Source organism: Streptosporangium sp. H13245 (genome assembly GCF_055690525.1).
In genome coordinates this window covers 24,894-46,458 of sequence record NZ_JBSZKT010000031.1, presented here as the reverse complement: position 1 = coordinate 46,458, position 21,565 = coordinate 24,894, and the positions used below count along the sequence as shown (strand labels likewise).

The window sequence follows — 21,565 nt, the reverse complement described above, 5'->3', positions numbered from 1 at the left end:
CCCGGTCCCGTGACGAGCCGGTGCGAGGATGGCGGAATGATCAGTTTCACCTCGTACGACGGGACCGTGCTCGTCTGTCATGAGCGGGGAGAGGGACCGGCGCTGGTCTGCCTGCCGGGCGGGCCGGGACGGTCCTCGCGATACCTGGGAGATCTCGGCGGCCTGGCGGCCCGGCGCCGGCTCCTCCTGCTGGACAACCGGGGAACCGGCGAATCCGCGGAACCACTCGATCCGGACACGTACGCGATGGACCGCATGGTCGCGGACGTCGAGGCGCTGCGTGCGCGTCTGGGGTTCGAGCGGATGGACCTGCTCGGGCACTCGGCGGCCGGAGGGCTGGCGTTGCTGTACGCGGCCCTGCATCCCGAACGGATAGGGCACCTGGTGCTGGTCACCCCGAGCGTGCACCCGGCGGGGATCGAGATAACCGACGAGCAGTGGTCCGCCCAGATCGAACGCCGGGCCGACGAGAGCTGGTACGAGAGCAGGCTGCCGGACCTCACGGCGTGGGACGCGGGCGACGAGAGCCGGCGCCCGGGGGCGCAGCCGTTCTTCTACAGTCCTTGGAACGAGGCCGCCGAAGCGCACGCCACCCGGTTCGCCGAACGCTCGGCCGAGGCGGCGAAGCACTTCCACACCGGCCTGCCCGCCGCCGAGGAGACCCGGGCGGGCCTGGCGAAGGTCACCGCGCCGGTCCTGGTGATCGCGGGAGAGCGGGATCCGGGACCACTGCCCGCGCACGCGGCCGAGCTGGCCGGACTCTTCCCGCACGGGACCAGCGTCGTGCTGCCCGGGGCTCACTACCCCTGGGTCACCGCCCCGGAAGCCTTCGCCGAGGCGGTCGAGGGATTCCTCGGCGGCTAGCCGACCGGCGGACAGCGGCGAGGCGGCCCGCCTCTCGGCCGACCTGACCGGCCTGGACCTCGTCCGCTGAATCCACTGAATCCACTGATCCGGCTCGCGGGGAGTCATCGGGGGACGTCCGGCTTTGCCGCGTCGGCGCCGGAGCGGTCACCATGGTGGTGGAGGTGATCAGATGTGAGAGGCACGACCCCATCCGTCACAGACGTCCGGTACCCCCGCCTGTCGGTCACCGACCGGATGATGCTGAGGGTGGAGCGGCCGTCGGCGCCCCAGCATGTCGCCGGGCTCTGCGTGCTGGAGGCCGCGCCGCTGCTCGACGCGGCCGGTGAGCTGGACCTGGACGCGATCAGGGACCGCCTTGAGCGGCGCCTGGTCCGGGTCCCCGAGCTGCGGCGGACGCTGCACCGGCCTCCCCCGCTGTGCGGGCCCCCGCTCTGGGTGGACGACCCCGGCTTCTCGATCGGGCACCACGTGCACGCCGTACGCGTACCGGAGCCCGGTGACGAGGCGGCGCTCCTGGAGACCGCCGAACGACTGCTGCGCGACCCGCTCGACCGCTCGCGTCCGCTGTGGGACCTGCGGCTGCTGACCGGCCTGGAGAACGGCCGGATCGGCCTGCTCGTCAGGGTCCACCACGCGCTCGTCGACGGCCTGGCGGCGATCGCGCTGCTCACCGCCTTCCTGGACGTCGAGGCCGGGGCCGCCGACCCGCCCGCGACCGCGTGGCGGCCCGTACCGGCGCCCTCGGACCGGGCGCTCCTCCTCAACAACGTACGCGGGCGGCTGTCGGCGCTCGGCTCGACCCTCGCGCACCCGGTACGGACCGTGCGGGCGGTCGCCTCCGTGGTGGGCTTCGCGGCGCGCCTGCTCCCCGGCGTCGACGCCGCCCCGCGGACCTCGCTCAACGCGCCGATCGGGACCGGCCGCAGGCTGCGCGTCGTACGGCTGGACCTGGAGACCGCGGGGAAGGTGGCGCGCGCCCACGGGGCCAAGATCAACGACCTGCTGCTGGCCGTCGTCATGGGAGGTGTCCGCGAGCTGCTGCTCGGGCGCGGCGAGCCCGTCGCCGACCTCGACCTGGTGGTCGCGATCCCGGCGTCGATCCGGCACGCGGACGAGGCCCGCGAGCTGGGCAACGCGGTGGGCGCGCTGTACTGCCGGATACCGGCCGGGGAGCCGGACGCCGCCCGGCGCATGGACCTGGTCTCCGCCGCGACCCGGGACGCCAAGGCCACCCAGCACCTGTCCCAGCAGGGCTCGACCCTGATGTACGGCCTGCTCGGCTGGGCCGCGGCGCTCGGGCTGTCCGTGGAGGACCGCCAGCGGACGATCAACTTCCAGGTCGCGAACCTCCCGGGACCGGAGGTTCCGCTCTATCTGCTGGGCGCCCCCATCGAGGACGCGATCCCGATCACGGAACTCGCCGGAAACCTCACCCTGACGGTGGCCGCGCTCTCCTACCGAGGGCGGCTAACCCTCACGGTGACCGCCGACCACCGAAGCTGCCCCGACGTGGACGTCCTCACCGACGGAATACAGCGGTCCTGGACGAACCTGACGGAGGCCGCCACACTCCCGGAAAGCTCCCTGCCGCTGCCACGAGAATGAGGTATACGGTCGCGCCGGACGGTTTCACGGCCAGGCCGCCAGCTGGAACCAGACAGATTTGCCGTAGGGGTTGAGGGTCCAGCCCCAGTTTCGGGAGAGGTCCTGGACGATGGCGAGACCACGGCCGGAGACTTCCAGGTCACCGGCCCGTCTCAGGCGTGGGATCGCGACGCAGGCGTCATAGACGTCCACGGTCAGCAACTCCTTCTCCCGGCCGACCGTGACACGGACGGGACTCATGGGGGAAACGTCCGACGAGCCGTACGCCAGCGCGTTGGTGACGAGTTCCGAGGCCAGGAGTTCGGCGATTTCCGGGACGTCCCCCGTCGCCTTCCAGTCGGTGGCGACGTCGCGCACGAACCGGCGGGCGGACGCGACACTTCCCGGTTCGCGCGGTATCCACTTCTCCCCCAGCGGGGAAAGTCCGGGATTCATCGTGTAGCGATATTCGGTCAGCGCCGCGCTCGCCTTGAGTGCCTCTTCCATGATTTCTCTCTCCGCCTCGGATTTCGTATGTTCAGCGTGCCGAGACATGACTACCCTTGGTAGTCGAATGGTTACGAAGGCTGCGAGCTGGAGTTCACGTGCCTTTTGTTGAACTCCGACAAGGAGGGCATCATCTCCAATCTCTATACGCCTCAGGCGATCTGGGGCAGAGAGCTGCGCCACTACCGGAAGGCGGCGGGCCTCACCCAGGGCCAGCTCGCCGAGCGGATCCACTTCAGCGAGTCCCTGATCAGCGGGGTGGAGACGGGACAACTCCCGGCCAGCCCGGAGTTCGCCGAAACCTGCGACACGGCCCTCAACACCGGCAACGCGCTGTCCCGGCTCCTCGACTGGAGAAAGGGACAGGTCTTCCCCGCGTGGTTCGGGAGATGGAGGGACAAGGAGCAGGAGGCGACCGCGCTACGCGCCTACGAACCGCTCGTCTTTCCCGGCCTGCTCCAGACCGAGGCGTACGCTCGCGTGCTGCTGCGCGGAAACGAGGCGGCTGTGGAGGCTCGTCTGGACCGTCAGAGCATCCTCACCCGCGAGGATCCCCAGCCTCCGACTCTTCGTTGCGTGGTGGACGAAGCGGTTCTCCACCGCCCGATCGGCGGTCCCAAAGTGATGAAAGAACAACTGGAGCACCTCATCTCGACAGTCGGTCCACGGTTGAGCTTTCAGGTGATCCCTCATGGGATGCACTCGGGTTTGATGGGCGGATTCGCAATCGCCACGCTGGATGGAGGAGGCAACGTACTGTATGCGGAGACGGCCGTTCGCGGCATCACCACGAGCGACCCGGAAGACGTCACCATTGCCGCGGAGCGTTTCGAGGCGATCCGGAGCGAAGCGCTTCCGATAAGCATGTCCATCGATCTCATCCAGAAAGCGGTATCAGAAAAATGGACCTGAGCAACGCCACATGGGTCAAGTCAAGCCTCTCCGGAGACAACGGCGGAAACTGTGTCGAGGTCGCGGAGCTCAGAGGCACCACCGGCCACCCCAACCTGATCGCCATACGCGACTCCAAGGACCCCGAAGGCCCGAAGCTCTTCTTCACCCCCACCGAGTGGAGCACCTTCCTCGACACGGTGAAAGCCGAGGAAAAGTGGACCTGAGTAACGCCAAGTGGATCAAGTCAAGCCTCTCCGGAGACAACGGCGGCGACTGCGTCGAAGTCGCGAAACTCAAAGACATCACCGGCCACCCCAACCTGATCGCCATACGCGACTCCAAAAACCCCCAAGGCCCCAAACTCCTCTTCACCCCCACCGAGTGGAACACCTTCCTCAACACGGTGAAAGCCGAGGAGTTCAGCGTCGGCTGAGGACGCGCGCCTCAGATGCCGTCGGCGGCACGTTTGACGAGTCTGATCACGATGCTCTTGGAGGTTGGGGTGTTGGAGGTCTCCGCGACCGAGTCGAGGGGGACGAGCACGTTGGTCTCGGGGAAGTAGGCGGCGCAGCAGCCTCGGGCGGTGGGGTAGGCGACCGCGCGGAAGGACTCCGCCGTGCGCTCCCCGTCGGGCCACTCGCTGACCAGGTCCACCATGTCGCCGTCGGCGAGGCCCCGTTCGGCCAGGTCGTCGGCGTGGACGAAGACCACCCGGCGGCCGTTGCGGATGCCCCGGTAGCGGTCGTCCATGCCGTAGATCGTGGTGTTGTACTGGTCGTGGCTGCGTACCGTCTGGAGCAGCAGCCGTCCCGGCGGGACCCGCAGCACCTCCAGGTGGTTGACGGTGAAGTTGGCCTTTCCCGTCGCGGTCGGGAAGCGGCGCTCGTCGCGGGGGGCGTTGGGCAGCGCGAAGCCGTCCGCGAGGCGGGCGCGCAGGTTGAAGTCGTGGAACCCGGGGACCACCCGGGAGATGCTGTCGCGGATCACGTCGTAGTCGGCCGCGAACCGCTCCCAGGGCACGTGCGGGTCGGCGCCGAACAGCTCCGTCGCCAGGCGGCAGACGATCTCCACCTCGGAGAGCAGGTCGCCGGAGGCGGGCGGCAGGTTGCCCCGCGAGGCGTGGACCAGGCCCATGGAGTCCTCGACCGTGACGAAGCGGCCCGCGCGGCCACCGCGTGCGACGTCGCGTTCGGTGCGTCCCAGGGTGGGGAGGATGAGCGCCTCCCGTCCGCACACCGCGTGGGAGCGGTTGAGCTTGGTCGAGACCTGCACCGTGAGCCGGGCCCGGCGCATCGCCTCCTCGGTCACCGCCGTGTCGGGGGTGGCGGCCACGAAGTTGCCGCCCATCGCGACGAAGACCTTGGCCTGCTCCGACCGCAGGGCGCGGATCGCCTCGACGGTGTCGAAGCCGTGGTCGCGGGGCGGCTCGAAGCCGAACTCGGCGCGCAGCGCGTCGAGGAACCAGGTCGGCGGCTTCTCGTAGATGCCCATGGTGCGGTCGCCCTGGACGTTGGAGTGGCCGCGGACCGGGCACACCCCCGCCCCCGGGCGGCCCACGTTGCCGCGCAGCAACAGGAAGTTGACGACCTCCCTGATGGTGGCGACGGAGTTCTTGTGCTGGGTGAGCCCCATCGCCCAGCAGACGATGACCGACTTCGCGCCGAGCACCTCCCGTACGGCGTCCTCGACGGCCGGGCGGTCCAGGCCGGTCGCCTCCTCGACCTCCGCCCAGTCCAGGGAGCGCAGGTCCTCGGCCCACTTCTCGAAGCCGTGGGTGTGGGTCTCGACGAAGGCGCGGTCGACCACGGTGCCGGGGGCGGCGTCCTCGGCTTCGAGCAGGAGCAGCGACATGGCCTGGAAGAGCGCGAGGTCGCCGTTGAGGCGGATCTGCAGGAACCGGTCGGCCAGCGTGGTGCCCTTGCCCACCAGCCCGGACGGCCGCTGCGGGTTCTTGAAGCGCAGCAGCCCGGCCTCGGGCAGCGGGTTGACCGCGATGATCCTGGCGCCGCCGCGCTTGGCCCGCTCCAGCGCCGACAGCATGCGCGGGTGGTTGGTGCCGGGGTTCTGGCCGACCACGAAGACGAGGTCGGCCTGGTAGAGGTCCTCCAGCGAGACCGTGCCCTTGCCGATGCCGAGGGTCTCGTTGAGCGCCGAGCCGCTGGACTCGTGGCACATGTTGGAGCAGTCGGGCAGGTTGTTGGTGCCGAACCTGCGTACCAGCAGCTGGTACGCGAACGCGGCCTCGTTGGAGGTGCGGCCGGAGGTGTAGAACAGCGCCTCGTCGGGGCTGTCGAGGGCGCGCAGCTCACGGGCGATGATCGCGAACGCGTCGTCCCAGGTCACCGGCACGTAGTGGTCGGAGCCCTCGGGCCGGTGCATCGGCTCGGTGAGGCGTCCCTGCTGGCCGAGCCAGTAGTCGGTGTGCCGGGCCAGGTCGTCCACGGTGTGCCCGGCGAAGAAGTCGCGGGTGACCCTGCGGACGGTGGCCTCCTCGGCCACCGCCTTGGCGCCGTTCTCGCAGAACTCGGCGGGGCTGCGGTGCCCGCCCTCGGGCCAGGCGCAACCGGGGCAGTCGAAGCCCTCCTTCTGGTTGACCACGGCCAGGGTACGCAGGGTGCGGCCGACGCCCATCTGGGCGTTCGCGGCGAGCAGCGACCGGGTCACCCCCGGGATGCCCGCGGCCCACTCCTTGGGCGGGCCGACCTCGATGCCGTCCTCGTTCACGTCGTCGCGCGGAGCCTTCCTGGCCATCCTCGCGCCTCCTTCCGACCGGCCGCCTTTGGAAACGCACACTACAGGCGCTCAGCCGGGACCGGTCCCCAGCCTGTCGAGCACCCAGTCGTGGAAGGCCCCGATGTGGTGCTCGCTGGGCACCAGGACCCCACCTTGAGCGTACGCCCGGGAGTTCATCGCGGGCTGGCAGCGTTCGCAGGCCTCGAAGTCCTGCACGTTGACGCGGTGGAAGAGCTCGACGGACGGGCCGAGGTCCCTGCCCGAGTCCACGACGTCGCCGAGGAAGAGCCAGTCGCACTCCACGATCGTCCGGTCGGCCGCCAGCGGGAACATCCGGTGCAGGATCACGTGGTCGGGCACGAGGTTGACGAAGACCTGCGGCTTGATGGTGATCGCGTAGTAGCGGCGGTCCTGGTCCTCGCCGACCCCCGGGATGCGGTCCACCCCCTCGGAGCCGTCGACGGTGAACCCCCGGATCTCCTCGCCGAACTCCGCGCCGTGCCCGACGAAGGACTGCGCCGCGTACCCGTCGGCGAACTCAGGCAGCACCTCGGTGAGCTCGGGGTGGATGGTGGCGCAGTGGTAGCACTCCATGAAGTTCTCGACGATGAGCTTCCAGTTGGCCTTCACGTCGTAGACGATCCTGCGGCCCACCCGGAGGTTGGCGATGTCGTAGTTCTCGATGGAGCGCTCGTCGCCCAGCCGGGTCGTCGCCTCGCCGATCACGTCCGTCTCGAACGACGGCGGCTCGTCGGCCAGGCACACCCACACGTACCCGATCCACTCGCGTACGTGCACGTTGATCAACCCGTACTCCACCCGGTCGATGTCGGGCATCCTGGTGAGGTTCGGCGCGGCGATCAGCCTGCCGTCAAGGTCGTAGGTCCACGCGTGGTACGGGCACTGGAAGGACCGCTTGACCTCGCCGGACTCCTCGGTGCGTATCCGCGCGCCCCGGTGGCGGCACACGTTGAGGAAGGCGCGGATCGAGTCGTCCCTGGCCCGGGTGACGAGGACGCTCTCGCGGCCCACCTGGACGGTCCTGAAGGCCCCGGGTTTGCCGAGGTCGGACGCGCGGGCGACGCAGAACCACATCGCCTCGAAGACGCGGGCCTGCTCCAGGGCGAAGATGTTCTCGTCGGTGTAGTAGCCGCCGGGCAGGGTGGCGATCACGCTGGGGGGCAGGCTTCTCGCGGTCACGATCGCTCCTCTTCACGCGGTACGTCTTCAGGCGGCTTTACGCGGCTTTACCCGGCGCATTTTTACGTGATGGTTCTTTACGCGACGCTCTTGCGCGGTGTTCGCGTTTCTTGCGCGGTACTCGCGTTTTACACGGGGCCCACGTTTTGCGGGGGACTCGCGTTTCAGGCGGTGCTCGCGCGGACGCCGGGGGGCAGGTTCGGGGGGTCCTCCGAAGGAATGACGTAGACGGTGCCGTCCTCGACCACCACCCGGTGGGTGCGCAGGGGCAGCTTGGCGGGAGGGGAGCTCGGCCGTCCCGTCCGCAGGTCGAAGCTCGACGAGTGCAGGGGGCACTCGATCTCGCAGCCCTCCAGCCACCCGTCGGCGAGGGAGGCGTCCTGGTGGGTGCAGGTGTCGTCCACGGCGTAGATCTCGCCGTCCTCGGTGTGGAAGACGGCGATGGGCGGATCGACGTCGAGCCGGTGGGCCTCACCGGGCGGAAGGGCCGCGAGGGGACAGGCAGGGATCATCGCAACAAACCCCAGTTTCGTAAAGCGGAACAGGCAGCGCTATACGCAACAGCGTGACCCCAGGAAATCCCGATGTCAAGGGTCGACACCGGGACCTTTCCCGTGGTCACGCAGAGTTTCGCCGTCGGATGCCGCCGGGTTCCCGGCGGACGGTCAGCGCGTCTCCGAGGCCTCGACGCGGAGGGTGTCACGCCCGTTGAGCAGCGCGACGCCGAGAGGGGTGGCGCTGTGGTAGACGCTCTGCCGGTGACGGGTCGTCAGGATGAGCCCGCTGTCACGCAGCGCACCGGCGTGCTGGGAGACCGCGGCCGGTGACACGAACAACCTGCGGGCCAGTTCGGACGTGGAGCAGGCGTTGACGGCCACGGCGGCCAGCACGGCCGCCCGGGTGCGTCCGAGCAGCATCTCCAGCGGGCGCCGTCCGGTGTGGGCCTCGTCACCGGCGCGGCCGAGCCATCCGAGATCGCGGGTGACGGGGTAGACGACGACCGGCGGCAGTTCGGGGTCCCTGAGCGTGATCGGGTCCCGCCAGCAGAAGAACGACGGCAGCAACAGCAGCCCCCGCCCGTTCAGGTGAAGCTCACGGTTGAACCGGCTCACCATGGTGAGCACGGGCGACTCCCAGCTCATGGACGGGTGCACCGTGGCGAGCAGTCCCACCGACCCGGCGTTCAGCACGGCGCGGGCCCGCAGGGCCCGATCCGCGTCCACGGCGGCTCGCACCTGCCCCCAGTGCGGCCGCAGCGCCAGGTCGAAGTACGTCCGGAGCCCGGCCCCCAGGCGATGCACGGTGGCGGTGTCGGAGTCGGCCAGCAGGCGGGTCCACGGCGCGGTACGGCGCTCCGCCGCCAGTCGCGCGAGGTCGCCGCGCAGCCTGCGGCGCGGGGTCGACACGACCGCGTCGATACCCGGCTCCAGCTCGCCGCCGCCGGGGGCGGGGGTGAGGAAGTCGGGCGAGTACCCCCACGGTGGCGCGAGATCGAAGAGCATGCGCGTCAGCGGGCTGAGACCGGCCCGGACGGCCTTCTTCCAGGGCCCGAAGACGACGGCGCCGTCCGGTTTCCTCAGCAGATGCAGGCTGAGCAGGATCTCCCACATCGGATCGGGTTCCCTCGCCACCCTCACCCGGGCCATGTCGTCGCTCGTGAAGTAGATGCGCAGCATCAGCTGTCCCCCGATTTTCCCCGTGGGTCATCGGACCGCCGCCGCCACGGAATTCCCACATGGCGGCGCGGCCCTGAACAGAGCCTTTCAACCACCCCTTAAAGGCGTGGCGACGTCACTTCCCCGTACAACACACTGAATTCTACGGAATTCTACGGACGGCGACGCGGCAGCTTCACCAGCCATTACGGGGGCTCGGAAAAAGCGCTTTCACGACGCGGTCGAACCGTCACGGGCTGCAGTAAAGGACCATGCCAAAATGAGATTTCGCTCCATTGTGCTCTCATTGCCGTTGGCCACCGCGCGGCATTTGATGGCCACCGCCGGTCTCCTGGCGCTCGCGGCCTGCTCGGCCGGGGCCGGGAGTGCCTCGGGCACCGCTCCCCGGGCCGGGCCCGCCGATCTCCCGCCGAGGGTGACCGCCGACGAGGCCCGCGTGCTCTGGGACGCCGAACAGCTGCTCGTCCGCGACTGCATGGCGCGGCACGGGTTCGAGTACTGGGTCACGCGGCGGGACTCGATCCCCGAGAAGCGCGACTTCCCCTACGTGGTGGACGATCCCGGCTGGGCCCGGCGGCACGGCTACGGCGGCGACATCCTCGACCGGATCGACCGGCTGCGGAGTCAGAACCCGAATCGCCGGTATCTCGACGGCCTGCCCGCGCAGCGCCGGAGAGCCGCCTTCGCCGCCCTGAACGGCGCGGGGCCGGGACCGGGGCAGTGGGCCGCGACACGCGGGCCCGACCAGCTGGAGGCCAGGCTCCCCGCGGGGGGCGTCGTCCGGAGAAGCGCGGTGAGCTGCACCTCGGAGGCGCCGGGACGGCTGTACGGCGATCTGCCGACGTGGTTCCGGGCCACCAGGGTGGTACAGAACCTGACCGACCTCCGCAGGGCCAGGGTCTTCCGGGACCCGCGCTTCACGGCCGCGGTATCGGCCTGGTCGGGGTGCATGCGAGGGCGCGGTCACTCGTACGCCGACCCGAGCATGGCGCGCGCGAAGACCCTCGCGGAGGAGCCGCCGGGACCGGCCGAGGGGAAGGCAGCCGAGCGGCGGAGCGACGTCTCGCCGACGTCCTCCAGGCCGGATCCGGTATCCCCGGCCGTACGGAAGGCACGGGAGAAGCAGGTCGCCACCGCGGTCTCGGAGGCGGTCTGCGCCGGTCAGAGCGGCCTCTCGGCCGTGGCGCGCGAGCTGGACGACAAGTACGAGCGCGAGCTGACCGCGCGGTACCTGCCGGACGTCACCGCCGAACGGCGCATGCGCCGGGACGCGCTCCCGCTGGCGCTCAGGATCACCGCCGCCGGACGGACCCGCGAACCGTCCACCACGCCCGGCGTGACCGCGAAGCACCTCGGTGACCAGCGGAAACCCAGTGACCAACAGGAAACGCAGTAACCGACAAGAAGTCCGACGACCAACAAGAAAAGGGGAAATCATGAGAAGAACCATCGGGGTCCTGGCCGGTCTGGCCACCGCGGGCCTGATCCTGGCGGGCACGCCGGGGGCGGCCCACGCGGCACAGCCGAAGCCCGCTCCGTCCAGCACGGCGTCACCGGTCCCGAGCGAGGCCGCGCGCGTGCCCATCCCCCCGAAGACGGCGGACGGGGCCGGTGTGCAGCAGGCGGACGGCTACGTCTGGGTCTGGGGAGACGCCATGTGGGACAACAACGGCCTCTGGTGCGGCTGGTTCGGCAACCACCGGTTGTGGGACGAGGCCTGGTCCGGGGGGAACAACTCACCGGGCGTCTGCAAGACCACGGGCCATTCGTTCGACAACGTCGCCTCGTCGATGTTCAACAACGGCTACCCCGGCGAGTTCGACGACGTGCGGTTCTACAAGGAGCCTCTCCACAAGCCGCCGTCGATGTGCCTCGGCAACGGCGACTCCTGGGGCAACCTCGGACTCGGCTGGGAGGTCTTCAGCAACGGGACCAACGCCAACGACCAGATCTCCTCCCACAGGTGGGTTGACAGCTGTTCGTTCTGACAGCCCCACAGCGGGGCGTGCCCGGCACGCCCCGCTCGTCCGCGTACCCGTCGGCGTGGCCTCCGCTCTCCAGGAGCGGCTCACACGTAGGCGTCGGCGCCGAGTTTGATCGCGACGAGCAGCCCGCAGGCGGCGGTGCCGAGCCGGAGCGCGCGGCCGGGCAGGCGGCGGGCGATCGGTGGCCCGAGCAGGCCGCCCAGGAAGAACCCCAGCGAGAGCGGCGCCACCGCCGACCACTGCACCGGGCCGAAGAGCGCGAAGCCGACCGAGGCGACCGCGTTCGCCAGCGAGGACACGACGGACTTGATCGCGTTGACCCTGGCCGGTGTCTGGTCGAGCACGGCCGAGAGCACCGCGAACATGAGGATCCCGCCCGCGGCCCCGAAGTATCCGAGGTAGACCGCGACGCCGAACAGCGCGGCGCGCGCCCTCCACCCGTTCTCGTCGCCGAGCCCTCCCGATGTACCGGGCGCGCGGACCAGCAGCAGCGAGGCGACCGCGATCAGCCACGGCGCGATCGTCTCGAACGTGCCGGAAGGGGTCATCAGCAGCAGCGCCGACCCCACCGCCCCGCCGACCAGGCTCATCGTGCCGAGCCGCAGGACCCGGCCGCCCTGCCCGGCGAGTTCGGGCCGCGACCCGAACGCCGCCCCCACCCCGTGGAACGTCAGCGCCACCGTGTTCGTGACGTTCGCGGTCAGCGGCGGCAGGCCGAACGCGAGCAGCGCCGGGTAGGAGACGATCGACGCCAGGCTCACCACCGTGCCGACCACCCCGGCGAGTGTCCCGGCCCCGAGCAGCCCAAGCACCTCAGCGACGTCCACGGGGTCACAGCCAATCACACGCCCCCGCGTGACACCGCACTGCCCCATGCTCCGCCGCGCACCGCGCCCGGGGTGACCCGGAGCAGCTCAGGGCACGATCAGGGGGTCGGAGGGCCCGGCGTCGCGTTCGTCCGCGCCTCGCACCGGCTCCGGCGGGACCCGCTGAAGATCGTGAACCCGGAGGACGCGGAGTACTCGGCATCGCGTTCGTTCGCACCTCGCACCGACTCCGGCGGGACCCGCTGGAGGTCGTGAGCCCGGAAGACTCGGCATCGCGTTCGTTCGCACCTCGTGCTGACTCCGGCCGGGACCCACTGGAGATCGTGACGTCAAAGTGAATCTGACCGCGCCCGGCCGATCGAATGACCGTCCATGGGGCACAGCCATCAGGTGATCAGTGGACGGCCCGGGCGCGGCGCGGTGCGGGAGCGGCCCTCGCCCGGGGAACCGCGCGTACGCGTGGCGAGCGTGCTCGGTACGGCACTGCTGGCCGCGATGGTCGTCGCGCAGGTCGCCTCGGGGCTGCAGCCCCGGCCGATCATGCTGACCAGCGTGGTCGTCCTGCTGCTGGCGGCGAGCGCGCTGGCCTTCGCCTCCGCGACCCACTCCCCCGCCAGGGCCGTCGCGGCGTTCACCGCCGTGGTCGCGACCGGGTACGCCGCCGAGTGGGCCGGGACCAGGACGGGCGTGCCGTTCGGCGACTACCACTACACCGGCGTTCTCCAGCCCGCGCCCGGCGGGGTGCCGGTGATCGTGGCGCTGGCGTGGGGTGGCATGGGGCTGGCGGCCCACGCGGTGGCCGCCGCCGTCGTACCGGGGAGCCGGGCGGTACGGATCGTCACCGGGGCGCTGGCCCTCACCGCCTGGGACCTGTTCCTGGACCCGCAGATGATCCGGCTGGGCCTGTGGGTCTGGCACGACCCCGGCCCCTACCGGGGGGTTCCCCTCGGCAACTTCGCGGGCTGGTTCGTCGTCTCCCTGCTGGTCATGGCGCTGCTGGAACACGTACTCGCCGAACCCGCGACGTGGAGCGCCGGGCTGGTGTCGATCTACACGGTGATGGCGGTGATGGAGACCGTCGGCTTCGCGGCCGTCTTCGTCCCGCCGGACCCGCTGGTGGCCACGGCCGGTGGGCTCTCGATGGGGCTGTTCACCCTGCTCGCCTGGCGACATGGCCGCCGACGACCGTCCCCCAAAGCGAGCCGAACGTGACGCCGACGACCACCTCCCGAAACGAGCCGAACGTGACACCGGCAACCGCCTCCCGAAACAGGCCGAGCATGACACCGATGACTTCGCCCACCAAAAGGGGACCCGGATGCCCGAGGTAGTGGTGATAGGCGGCGGCGTCGGGGGCATGGTCTCCGCCCTGCTGCTGGCCGGGCAGGGGCATCGGGTACGCCTGTACGAGCGGCTCCCCCGGCTGGGCGGCAAGCTCGCCGAGCACACCAGGGACGGCTTCACCTTCTCCGTCGGCCCCTCCCTGCTGACCCTGCCCGGCGTCCTCACCGATCTCGGGCTGGAACTCGACCTCATGGAGCTCGACGAGCTGTGCCGCTACCGCTTCGCCGACGGCTCGACGCTGGCGGCGTACCGCGACCCGGCCCGGATGGCCGCCGAGGTGGAGCGGCTCGCACCCGGTGAGGGCCGTGCCTGGCTGGCCTTCCACGACTGGGCGCGGGGCTGCTTCGACGCCTCGCGCCGCACCTTCTTCGCCGGGCCGCTCACCCGGCCGCCCACCGAGGCCCGCCTGTCGGACCTGCTCGCGGTGGCACCGGCCCGGACCCTCGACGGCCTGGCCCGCCGCTTCTTCACCGACCCGCGCCTGCGCCAGTACGTCGGCCGCTACGCCACCTACGCGGGCTCCAGCCCGTACCGCGCCCCGGCCGCGCTGGGGTGCGTCCCGGCGATCGAGCACGGCGAGGGCGGCTGGTACGTCCGGGGAGGGCTTCCCCGCATCGCCGACGCCCTGGCCCCGATGCTGGAGAAGGCGGGCGTGGAGGTCGTCCTGGGCGCGGAGGTGGCCCAGGTGCTCGCCGACGGCGAGCGGGTCAGGGGGGTACGGCTCGCCTCGGGGGAGCGAGAGCGCGCCGACGTCGTGGTCGCCAACACCGACGCGGCGGCGCTGTACGGGTGGCTGCTGCCCGACCGGCGGCGGCTGCGGCGCGTCGCCGGGCTCGGCACCTCCTCCTCGGCGTTCCTGCTGCTGGCCGGGGTGGAGGGCAGGACAGAGGGGGCGGCGCACCACTCGGTCGTCTTCTCCGGCGACTACGAACGGGAGTTCGGCGACATCTTCCGGCGGCGCAGGCCGCCCGAGGACCCGACCGTCTACATCGGCCGCTCGGTCGTGGACGATCCGTCGCAGGCCCCGCCGGGCACGGAGAACTGGGTGATGCTGGTCAACGTCCCGGCCCGTGACCCCGGCCGGTGGCCGATGTCCCCCGAGGCGTACCGGGACCTGGTGCTCGACCGCCTGGCCTCCAGGGGGCACGACCTGTCGGGGCGGCTGCGCTTCGTGGACCTGTTCACCCCCGCCGACCTGCGCGACCGGTACGGCGCGTGGGGCGGCTCGATCTACGGCGGCGCCTACTCCGGCAGGCTCGCGCCCTTCCGCCGCCCCGGCAACCGGGGTCCTCGGCACGGCCTGTACCTGGTGGGCGGTTCGGTACACCCCGGCGGCGGGCTGCCGCTGGTCGCGATGGGCGCCCGCATCGTCGCCTCGCTCGTACGGGAGGACTTCCCCGCGCGAACCACCGTGAAGGAGGCGCGGCGATGAGACTCCTGACCGCCCTGCAGGCCGCCGCCGCGCTGGCCGTGGCGGTGCGGCTGGCCAGGGGCAGGAACCGCCTGCCCGCGCTGACACCCGCCGGGACGGCGCCGCCGCGCGTCTCGGTGGTGATCCCCGCCCGCGACGAGGAGGCCCGTCTCGGCCCGTGTCTGGCGGCGGCGCTCGCCGATCCGGACGTCGCGGAGGTCGTCGTCGTCGACGACGAGTCGCGCGACGGCACGGCACGGCTGGCGTCCGGGCTCGGCGCGAAGGTCGTCCGGGGGGCGCCGCTCCCCGAGGGCTGGGTGGGCAAGCAGTGGGCGCTGAGGCAGGGGGTCGAGGCGGCGGGGGGTGACGTCGTGGTGACCCTGGACGCGGACGCCCGGCCCGCGCCGGGGCTGTTCGGCGCGCTCGCGGCGGCCCTGGAGGAGTACGACCTGGTGAGCGCGGGTCCCAGGTTCGTGTGCGAGGGGACGGCCGAGCAGGCGCTGCACGCCTCGTTCCTGGCGACGCTGGTCTACCGCTTCGGCCCGATCGGGCCGTCCGCTCCCCCGCCCCCGCACCGCACGATGGCCAACGGCCAGTGCACGGCCTTCCGCCGTACGGCGATGCTGGACGCCCGGGGGTTCGCGCGGGTACGCGGGAACCTGGCCGACGACGTGGCGCTGGCCAGGACCCTGGCGGCGGACGGGTGGGCCGTGGGGTTCCTGGACGCCGGGGGGCTCCTGGAGGTCGACATGCACGACTCGGCCGCCGGGGTGTGGCGGGAGTGGGGGCGGTCGCTGTCGCTGCGCGACGTCACCGGGCCCGGCTGGCAGGCCGCCGACCTGGCCGTGGTCTGGCTGGCCGCCGCGCTGCCGGTGCTGCGGCTGGTGACCGGCCGTCCCACCCGGCTCGACCTGGGCCTGCTGTCGGTACGGCTGCTGCTGGCCGGTGCGCTGCGCGGCAGCTACACACGGCCGGGTCCTGGCGTGCTGCTCTCCCCGCTGCTGGACCCGCTGGCGGCCCTGCGGCTGACGCTGGCCACGCTGCGCCCGGTGCGGCACTGGCGGGGCCGGACCTACCCGGCGACCACGACGGACGCGCGACCCGGACCGGCCACGGCGGACGCGCGGCCCGGACCGGTCATGACGTCCGCGCGACCGGACCGGGAGGCGACGGACCCGGGGTCCGGCCAGGTCACGACGGACGGGCGCTCCGCGCCGCCTGACCGAAACGCAGCCCGATGAGGCACATGAGCAGCCCGGTCCCGGCCACGTACGCGACCGGTGCGAAGAGCAACTGGAACAGCGGGATGCCGAAGACGCCGACGCGCGCCCCGATCGCGAAGGACCGTGTCACCGTCGCGACCGCGACCAGGGCGGCCACCCCGAGCAGGAAGCCGGGCGGGCAGATGACGGCGAAGCCGCCCGCGAAGGTGAGGATCGACCGGCCGCCCCTGAACCCGGCGAAGACCGGCCAGGCGTGCCCGGTCATCGCGGCGGCCACCGCCAGGTACACCGGCACCGCGCTGCCGCCGGTCACCCCGCCTGGCCAGGTGAGGTGCGTGCCGCTGACCCACAGGCCGAGCAGCCCCGCGAACGTGCCCTTGAGCATGTCCCCCGCGAAGACCGGCACGGCGGCCCGCCAGCCGAGCCGCCGCCTGACGTTCCAGAAGCCGGGGTTGCGGTCGCCGACCTCGCGGGGGTCGAACCCGTACGCGCGGGCGACCAACACGGCGACCGGCACGGATCCGAGAAGGTAGCCGCCGATGACCGAGACGAGCAGGGGAACCATCGTTTCCTTCCATCTCACGAGGTACGCGGACCGGGGGTCCATGCGTCACATGGCGTTCGACCGGCCGGTGCTGGGGAGCACGCCGGGGCTGGTGTTCTGGCGGCTGCTCGGCTCCGGCCGAGGGGCCTCGACGGGCATCGGCGCGGACCTGCGCCGCTGGGCCCTGCTCGCGGTGTGGCGCGACGAGCGGGCCCTGGACCGCTTCCTGGACGGCTCCCCGGTGGCGGCGCGCTGGCGGAATGAGGCACGGGAGTCCTGGCAGGTACGGCTGACCCCCATCGCCTCGCGCGGCAGGTGGAACGGGGTGGACCCGTTCGGCCCCCTCCGGGAGAACGGCGCGGAACCACTCGGGCCCGCCGGACCGGTAGTGGACCCGTCCGGCACCCTCCGGGGGGACGGCCGGGGGCCCGGTCCCGGTGGTCCCGTCGCCGTACTGACCCGCGCGTCGGTCCGGCCCTCCCGCCTGGTGGCGTTCTACCGCTCGGTCCCCGAGGTGGACCGCCTCCTGGCGGAGCAGGAAGGCCGCCTGGCCTCGGTCGGCGTCGGCGAGTGGCCGCTGGCCAGGCAGGGCACGTTCTCGCTGTGGCGCGACGCCGCCGCGCTGCGGGCCTTCGCCTACCGGGGGCGGGCGCACCGGCGGGTGATCGGCAGGACACGCGCGGAGAACTGGTACTCCGAGGAGCTGTTCGCCCGGTTCTCCCCCTACGCCAGCGAGGGCACCTGGGACGGCGTCGACCCCCTGGCCTGACCCGCCCCGGTCCCCGTACCCGCTCAACGGACCGGAACCGCGAGCGTGAACGCGCCCTCACACCCGCTCGGCAGGCGCGAGCACCGGGAACGCGAGACCGGCCGCCCGTGCCCGCTCAACGGACGGGTTCCGCGGTGAGGTGGTCCCCGAAGCGGGTGACGACCCCGCCCTCGGCGAGGTCGTGCGCCACCGCGCAGGCGCGGGCGATCGTCGCCGCCCGCGAGGAGCCGTGCGCGACGACGACGGTGCCGCCCAGCCCGAGCAGCGCCGCCCCGCCGTGGGTCTCGGGGTCGTAGCGGCGGGCCACCTCCCGAAGCTCCCCGGCCCCGGCGACCCCCGAACGCGCCACCAGCGTCAGCGCGGCCCGTACGGAACCCTCGACGTTCTTGAGCACCACGTTGCCGGTGAAGCCGTCGGTGACGATCACGTCGACGGTGCCCGCGAGCACGTCGTGGCCCTCCACGTTGCCGTGGAAGCGGAACGGCAGCCCGGGAAGCAGCTCACCGGCCCTGCGGGTCAGCCGGTTGCCCTTGCCCGGTTCCGAGCCGATCGACAGCAGGCCCACCGACGGGTCGGCGACGCCGAGCACGAGCTGCGCGTAGGAGACGCCGAGCAGCGCGAACTGGGCGATCATCTCCGGGGTGGGGTCGGAGGTCGCCCCCGCGTCGATCAGCACGGTGGCGCCGCCGGTGACCGAGGGCAGCGCGATCGCCAGGGCGGGCCGCAGGACACCCGTGGCGCGGCCGATGCCGCGGATGGCACACGAGACGACCGCGCCCGTGGACCCGGCCGACACGAAGGCCGACGCCGCTCCCCGCCGTACGAGGTCGCAGCCGACCGTCAGGCTGGTCGTGGTGGAGGAGACCGCTCCCGCGCCCCGCTCGGTCATCGGGACGACGTCCTCCGCGTGCACCACGCCGATCTCGGCGACGGCGCCGTGGCGGTCGAGCTCGGCGCGGATGGTCCCCGCCCTGCCCACCAGCACCACGGGGATCCCCAGCTCGCGCCGGGCCGCGACCGCCCCGGCGACCGTCTCGACCGGTCCGTGGTCTCCGCCCATCGCGTCGACGACCACAGGCTCCGACATCACACCCTCCTGACGACAGCAACGACAACAACAGCGGCAGCGGCAGCGCGGAACGGCCTCGGCGGTCCGCCACCCGACGGCTCCACACTGGACACCCCGGCTCCGGATGCCCGTACGCCCCGTCCGCCCGGCCGGTTCAAGGGAGCTCGGCGATCGGGCGGCGTTCGGCGCGGTCGGCCGCGGACGCCGCGAGCAGGTGCCGCGCGAAGATCGCCAGTCGCCGCCGCCGGGGCACGACGGCCCTCGCGCGAAGGACGTCGTAGCGGGCGGCCTCGATCCGGTCGAGGATGCCTCCGTACAGCTGGAAGGCCGCGCGGACACACGGCCGGGAGGAGGGGGTGAGCAGGCCGATGCCCTCGGTGGCCCGCGCGTAGTGGTTCCTGGCCCGCCGGGTCTGGAAGGCCAGCAGCTCGCGCAGGGCCGGGGTGGCGGTGCCGCGCCCCAGGTCGGCCACCTTCACCCCGAACCGGTCCAGGTCCTCCAGCGGGAGGTAGACCCGGCCGCGTTCCAGGTCCTCGGCGACGTCGCGCAGGAAGTTGGTCAGCTGGAAGGCCAGCCCCAGCTGGCGGGCCGGTTCGCGGGCCTTCCGCTCCATGCCGGGCAGCGGTTCGAGGACGGGCAGCATCATGGTGCCGATCACCGCGGCCGAGCCCTCCATGTACGCGAGCAGGTCGTCGTAGGTCGCGTAGCGGGTGACGGTCAGATCGGACCGCATCGAGCGCAGGAACGCGTCGATGTCACCGTGGTCGACCCCGAAGGAGCGCACGGTCTGCGCGAACGCGGGAAGCACCGGGTCGCCGGTGGTCTCGCCCGCCAGGGTGGCGGCCAGCCGGGCGGCCAGGCCGTCGAGCGCCCGCGCCCTGTCGCCGGTCATCGTGAAGGAGTCCACGATCTCGTCGGCGTAGCGCGCGAAGCCGTACAGGGCGTGCACGTGCGGGCGCTTCCAGGCGGGCAGCAGCAGGGTCGCCAGGTAGTAGGAGCGGCCGTGACGGGCGTTGAGCCTGCGGCAGAGTTCGTAACTGGCGGTCAGGGTCATCGGGAGGTCTCCAGTACGCGTTCCGCGGCGAGCCTGCCGGAGATCAGCACCGGCGGCACCCCCACCCCCGGCGCGGTGTACATCCCGGCGAAGTGCAGTCCCGGGACGCGCCTGGCCGCGCCCGCGGGCCGGAACCAGGCCGTCTGGGTGAAGCGGTGGTCCAGGGCGAACGGGGTACCGGCCGTGTGGCCGAGCCGCGCCCAGGCGGGCGGGTCGAGGGTGAGCCTCGGCGCGGAGGACAGGTCGCCGTAGCCGAGGTCGGCGAGCCTGCCGAGCAGCCGGTCCTCCAGCCGGGGGGTGAGCCGGTCCCAGTCGGCGCCGCCGCGCAGGTTGGCGGTGGGTTCCAGCACGGTGAGGGTGGCGTGGCCGGGCGGCGCGGCACCGGTGTCGGACTCGGGGTAGGTGACGAGCAGGTTCGGGTCGGGCTGCGGCCGTCCGGCCCGCAACGCGGCGAAGGTGGCGTCCCACTCCCTGCCGAAGTGCAGCGTGTGGTGCGCCTGCCCGGCCAGGCGCCGGTCGAGGCCGAAGTGCAGGACCAGGCAGGAGGGCGAGTAGCGGGGTCGGCGGAGCCGCCAGTCGCCCGCGCCCTTCGGGAGCAGCCCGGTGTGGGCGCGCGACAGGTCGCAGGCGACCACGACGTTCCCCGCCGCCAGGCGCTCCCCGGTGTCGAGCCTCACCCCGGAGACGCCGGAGGCCCCGGCCTCGACCCGGACGGCGCGCACCCCGTACCGAATCTGCGCGCCCGCCTTCTCGGCCAGCGCGGCCAGGGCGAGCGGGATGGCGTGCATCCCGCCGTCGCGCGGGAAGAAGACGCCGCCCACGGTGTCCATGTGAGCGATGACCGCGTAGATCCCGAGCGCCTGCCGGGGGGGCAGGCCCACGTACAGGGCCTGGAAGGTGTGCGCCTTGACCAGCCGGTGGTCGGTGAGGTGGCTCCTGACGAGCGAGTCCAGGCTGCGGAAGCCGCCCAGGGCCGCCAGCCGCGCCAGGACGCGGGGCCTGGCGAGGGCGCGCAGCCGGGTCATGTCGCGGTCGATGAACGCGGGCCACTCGGCGTCGAACAGCTCGCCGAGCCTGGCGCGGAAGCGCCGGTACCTCTCGGCCTCCGCGGCACCGCTCAGCGCGCGCACCCGATCGGCCATCGCGTCCGCCCCGGCCACCACGTCCAGGTGGGAGCCGTCGTGGTAGCGCAGCCGGTAGTACGGGTCCAGGCGCCGCAGCGGGAGCATGCTCTCCATGTCCTCCCCGGCGGCGGCGAAGACGTCGGCCAGCACCTCCGGCATGGTCAGCACCGAGGGGCCGGTGTCGAAGCGGTACGCGCCGAGGGTGGCCGTACCGCAGCAGCCGCCCGGCACGTCGTTCGCCTCCACGACCGTGACGTCCCGCCCGGCGGCGGCGAGCCGGACCGCGGCGGCCAGGCCGCCGAGGCCCGCGCCGATCACCACGACCGGGCTCACGCGCCCCTCCTCGCCACCGGGCTCCCCTGCCCCTGCGGCCCGTCCGCGCCGGGGGCGGGCGGGGGCTGGGGGCTCGTCGGCTCACCGGGCCGGTCGGTCTCGCGCGTGACGGCGGCCATGGGCATCACTCCTTCGCGTCCATGGGTGACTTCGCAAGCGAGACCGCGTCCGGATGCGTTTGCCCGGCGGCAGGTGTACGGCCCGGCCGACGGCGGCCGATGGCGTCTGACGGTCCATCCCCGAAGCGGGTTACCGGTAAATCAACCCATCGCGCAAGAAGGCGTAAAAAAGACGCGGGCCGGTGCCCGCCTTCCGCGCGGGCACCGACCCTGTCTGGCCTTATTTGATTCTGTACGTCTTATCCGGCTTATACGGCTTTATCGGCCTTTGTCCGCTCAGCCGGTGGACGAGGTGCAGGACA

22 protein-coding genes are annotated in these 21,565 nt (G+C 72.1%); 11 read left to right on the top strand and 11 right to left on the bottom strand.

Going from position 1 to position 21,565, the window contains the following annotated elements; all coding sequences use genetic code 11:
• Positions 1-36: 36 nt before the first annotated feature.
• Positions 37-864: an alpha/beta fold hydrolase gene (locus tag ACW9TB_RS30535; RefSeq protein ID WP_472751545.1), complete on the top strand. Its 828-nt coding sequence runs from the start codon at positions 37-39 to the stop codon at positions 862-864.
• A gap of 174 nt (positions 865-1,038) precedes the next feature.
• Positions 1,039-2,472, top strand: coding sequence for a wax ester/triacylglycerol synthase family O-acyltransferase (locus ACW9TB_RS30530; protein WP_472751544.1), 1,434 nt, complete (start codon positions 1,039-1,041; stop codon positions 2,470-2,472).
• A 24-nt stretch (positions 2,473-2,496) separates the two neighbouring features.
• Here ACW9TB_RS30530 and ACW9TB_RS30525 read toward each other — a convergent pair whose 3' ends face one another.
• Positions 2,497-2,958, bottom strand: a complete 462-nt coding sequence (locus tag ACW9TB_RS30525; RefSeq protein ID WP_472751543.1) for an ATP-binding protein — start codon at positions 2,956-2,958, stop codon at positions 2,497-2,499.
• A gap of 108 nt (positions 2,959-3,066) precedes the next feature.
• Here ACW9TB_RS30525 and ACW9TB_RS30520 point away from each other — a divergent pair, with 108 nt between their 5' ends.
• The 3 genes from ACW9TB_RS30520 to ACW9TB_RS30510 are packed head-to-tail and all read left to right on the top strand — an operon-like array spanning position 3,067 to position 4,285.
• Positions 3,067-3,870 carry a helix-turn-helix domain-containing protein gene (locus ACW9TB_RS30520; RefSeq protein WP_472751542.1) on the top strand — a complete coding sequence of 268 codons (804 nt, stop codon included), beginning with the start codon at positions 3,067-3,069 and terminating at the stop codon, positions 3,868-3,870.
• On the top strand, positions 3,861-4,076 hold the full coding sequence (locus ACW9TB_RS30515; RefSeq protein WP_472751541.1) for a DUF397 domain-containing protein: 216 nt from the start codon (positions 3,861-3,863) through the stop codon (positions 4,074-4,076). Before ACW9TB_RS30520 ends, ACW9TB_RS30515 begins: the two co-directional genes overlap by 10 nt.
• The gene (locus tag ACW9TB_RS30510; protein ID WP_472751540.1) at positions 4,067-4,285 is read left to right on the top strand and encodes a DUF397 domain-containing protein; all 219 of its coding nucleotides are present in this window, start codon (positions 4,067-4,069) and stop codon (positions 4,283-4,285) included. Before ACW9TB_RS30515 ends, ACW9TB_RS30510 begins: the two co-directional genes overlap by 10 nt.
• A gap of 11 nt (positions 4,286-4,296) precedes the next feature.
• Here ACW9TB_RS30510 and ACW9TB_RS30505 read toward each other — a convergent pair whose 3' ends face one another.
• The 4 genes from ACW9TB_RS30505 to ACW9TB_RS30490 form a co-directional block, all read right to left on the bottom strand.
• Positions 4,297-6,603 (bottom strand): FdhF/YdeP family oxidoreductase, encoded by a 2,307-nt coding sequence (locus ACW9TB_RS30505; RefSeq protein WP_472751539.1) that lies wholly within the window; start codon positions 6,601-6,603, stop codon positions 4,297-4,299.
• Positions 6,604-6,654: 51 nt separating this feature from the next.
• Positions 6,655-7,785 (bottom strand): aromatic ring-hydroxylating oxygenase subunit alpha, encoded by a 1,131-nt coding sequence (locus ACW9TB_RS30500; RefSeq protein ID WP_472751538.1) that lies wholly within the window; start codon positions 7,783-7,785, stop codon positions 6,655-6,657.
• 164 nt (positions 7,786-7,949) lie between these two features.
• Entirely contained in the window at positions 7,950-8,297 is a 348-nt protein-coding gene (locus ACW9TB_RS30495; protein ID WP_472751537.1) for a bifunctional 3-phenylpropionate/cinnamic acid dioxygenase ferredoxin subunit, read from the bottom strand.
• Positions 8,298-8,450: 153 nt separating this feature from the next.
• Positions 8,451-9,461, bottom strand: coding sequence for an ArsR/SmtB family transcription factor (locus ACW9TB_RS30490; protein WP_472751536.1), 1,011 nt, complete (start codon positions 9,459-9,461; stop codon positions 8,451-8,453).
• A 286-nt stretch (positions 9,462-9,747) separates the two neighbouring features.
• On the opposite strand from ACW9TB_RS30490, the gene ACW9TB_RS30485 reads away from it, so the two are divergent.
• Together ACW9TB_RS30485 and ACW9TB_RS30480 are read left to right on the top strand one after the other, a co-directional pair.
• Positions 9,748-10,857 (top strand): hypothetical protein, encoded by a 1,110-nt coding sequence (locus tag ACW9TB_RS30485; protein WP_472751535.1) that lies wholly within the window; start codon positions 9,748-9,750, stop codon positions 10,855-10,857.
• A 40-nt stretch (positions 10,858-10,897) separates the two neighbouring features.
• Positions 10,898-11,449: a hypothetical protein gene (locus ACW9TB_RS30480; protein ID WP_472751534.1), complete on the top strand. Its 552-nt coding sequence runs from the start codon at positions 10,898-10,900 to the stop codon at positions 11,447-11,449.
• An 80-nt stretch (positions 11,450-11,529) separates the two neighbouring features.
• On the opposite strand, the gene ACW9TB_RS30475 is transcribed toward ACW9TB_RS30480, so the two are convergent.
• The gene (locus tag ACW9TB_RS30475; RefSeq protein ID WP_472751533.1) at positions 11,530-12,273 is read right to left on the bottom strand and encodes a sulfite exporter TauE/SafE family protein; all 744 of its coding nucleotides are present in this window, start codon (positions 12,271-12,273) and stop codon (positions 11,530-11,532) included.
• A 372-nt stretch (positions 12,274-12,645) separates the two neighbouring features.
• Here ACW9TB_RS30475 and ACW9TB_RS30470 point away from each other — a divergent pair, with 372 nt between their 5' ends.
• The 3 genes from ACW9TB_RS30470 (at position 12,646) to ACW9TB_RS30460 (ending at position 16,269) form a co-directional block, all read left to right on the top strand.
• Complete coding sequence (locus ACW9TB_RS30470) at positions 12,646-13,485, top strand: carotenoid biosynthesis protein (RefSeq protein ID WP_472751532.1); 840 nt, start codon at positions 12,646-12,648, stop codon at positions 13,483-13,485.
• Between the two features lie 106 nt (positions 13,486-13,591).
• Positions 13,592-15,049, top strand: coding sequence for a phytoene desaturase family protein (locus ACW9TB_RS30465; RefSeq protein ID WP_472751531.1), 1,458 nt, complete (start codon positions 13,592-13,594; stop codon positions 15,047-15,049).
• Positions 15,046-16,269 carry a glycosyltransferase family 2 protein gene (locus tag ACW9TB_RS30460; protein ID WP_472751530.1) on the top strand — a complete coding sequence of 408 codons (1,224 nt, stop codon included), beginning with the start codon at positions 15,046-15,048 and terminating at the stop codon, positions 16,267-16,269. Before ACW9TB_RS30465 ends, ACW9TB_RS30460 begins: the two co-directional genes overlap by 4 nt.
• Here the strand turns inward: ACW9TB_RS30460 and ACW9TB_RS30455 are convergent.
• A complete protein-coding gene (locus tag ACW9TB_RS30455; protein WP_472751529.1) occupies positions 16,220-16,816 on the bottom strand; it encodes a glycerol-3-phosphate acyltransferase in 597 nt (198 codons plus the stop codon). The genes ACW9TB_RS30460 and ACW9TB_RS30455 overlap by 50 nt on opposite strands.
• Positions 16,817-16,856: 40 nt before the next feature.
• On the opposite strand from ACW9TB_RS30455, the gene ACW9TB_RS30450 reads away from it, so the two are divergent.
• Positions 16,857-17,564 (top strand): spheroidene monooxygenase, encoded by a 708-nt coding sequence (locus ACW9TB_RS30450; protein ID WP_472751528.1) that lies wholly within the window; start codon positions 16,857-16,859, stop codon positions 17,562-17,564.
• A gap of 115 nt (positions 17,565-17,679) precedes the next feature.
• Here the strand turns inward: ACW9TB_RS30450 and plsX are convergent, their stop codons facing one another.
• From plsX to ACW9TB_RS30430, 4 genes are all read right to left on the bottom strand, one after another.
• On the bottom strand, positions 17,680-18,651 hold the full coding sequence (plsX, locus tag ACW9TB_RS30445; RefSeq protein WP_472751527.1) for a phosphate acyltransferase PlsX: 972 nt from the start codon (positions 18,649-18,651) through the stop codon (positions 17,680-17,682).
• 136 nt (positions 18,652-18,787) lie between these two features.
• A complete protein-coding gene (locus ACW9TB_RS30440; RefSeq protein WP_472751526.1) occupies positions 18,788-19,687 on the bottom strand; it encodes a phytoene/squalene synthase family protein in 900 nt (299 codons plus the stop codon).
• Positions 19,684-21,144, bottom strand: a complete 1,461-nt coding sequence (gene crtI, locus ACW9TB_RS30435) for a phytoene desaturase family protein (RefSeq protein WP_472751525.1) — start codon at positions 21,142-21,144, stop codon at positions 19,684-19,686. Before crtI ends, ACW9TB_RS30440 begins: the two co-directional genes overlap by 4 nt.
• Entirely contained in the window at positions 21,141-21,263 is a 123-nt protein-coding gene (locus tag ACW9TB_RS30430; RefSeq protein ID WP_472751524.1) for a hypothetical protein, read from the bottom strand. Before ACW9TB_RS30430 ends, crtI begins: the two co-directional genes overlap by 4 nt.
• Between the last annotated feature and the right edge of the window lie 302 nt (positions 21,264-21,565).